The organism is Kytococcus sp. HMSC28H12, assembly GCF_001816045.1.
GTDB lineage: Bacteria > Actinomycetota > Actinomycetes > Actinomycetales > Dermatophilaceae > Kytococcus > Kytococcus schroeteri.
In genome coordinates, this window is the sequence record NZ_KV824601.1 from 1 (window position 1) to 892 (window position 892).

1 pseudogene is annotated in these 892 nt (G+C 77.4%); it reads left to right on the plus strand.

The features are described from left to right. A pseudogene (locus HMPREF3099_RS09450) lies at positions 1–892 on the plus strand (hypothetical protein); the annotation flags it as partial.

The window sequence follows — 892 nt, forward strand, 5'->3', positions numbered from 1 at the left end:
GCGCACGGCGCACGTGGTGGACGCCGGTGCCGCCGGGCTCGTGGTGGCGTTGCGGCACCTGGTGGTCACGTGCACCGGTGAGGACCCGCAGGCGCCCGGGCTGCTGTGGCTCGGCACCCCCGCGGACGGTGGGCTGCCGCTCCCCGAGGTCCCCGGCGAGGGATCGACCGGGGAACAGGCGCGCGTGGGCGAGGACGCCGGCACAGAGGCCGCAGGGCCCGGCGAGTCCCGGGGTGACGACGGAGCCGAGGGCTCGGTGGACACCGACGAGGAGCGGGACACCACGGCGTCGCGCTCCACGCTGGAGGTGGTGCTCAGCACGACCCTGCCCGAGGCGGCCGCCCGCAAGGCCGACCGTGTGGTCAAGCGGCTGCGCCGCCGGCTGGCGGACCTGGGGGACTCCGTGGTGGTGGCCGGCGCCGGCCGGCACTGGCGGGTGCACGTGCACGTGGCCGACGCGCCCACGGCCTCGAGGGTGACGGCATTGTGCCGCAAGGTGGGCGAGGTGGCCGACGTGCGCACCGAGAGCCTGGACGGCGCCCACGCGAGCCGGAGCGAGGTGGCGCTGCTGGTCGCCGCTTCCGGGGTGGGGCTGGTCGAGGTCCTGCGGACCGCGGGTGCAAAGGTGGTGCGCTCCTCGCCCGGCCGGCGGGCCGGCATCGGGGAGCTCGTGGAGGCCGTGCTCGCCTGCGGGGCCACCCGGGTGGTCTTCCTGCCCGGGGACGGCCAGCTGGTGCTGCCCGCCCAGGAAGCGGCTCGTCTCGTGGCCCAGCAAGGCGTGTGGATGCAGGTGGTCGAGAGCCGGACGCTGCAGGGCACCGTGGCCGCCGTGGCGGTGTGGGACCCCGCCGCCGACGCGGAGAAGGCCGCGCGGGCCCTCACCGCCGCGGCG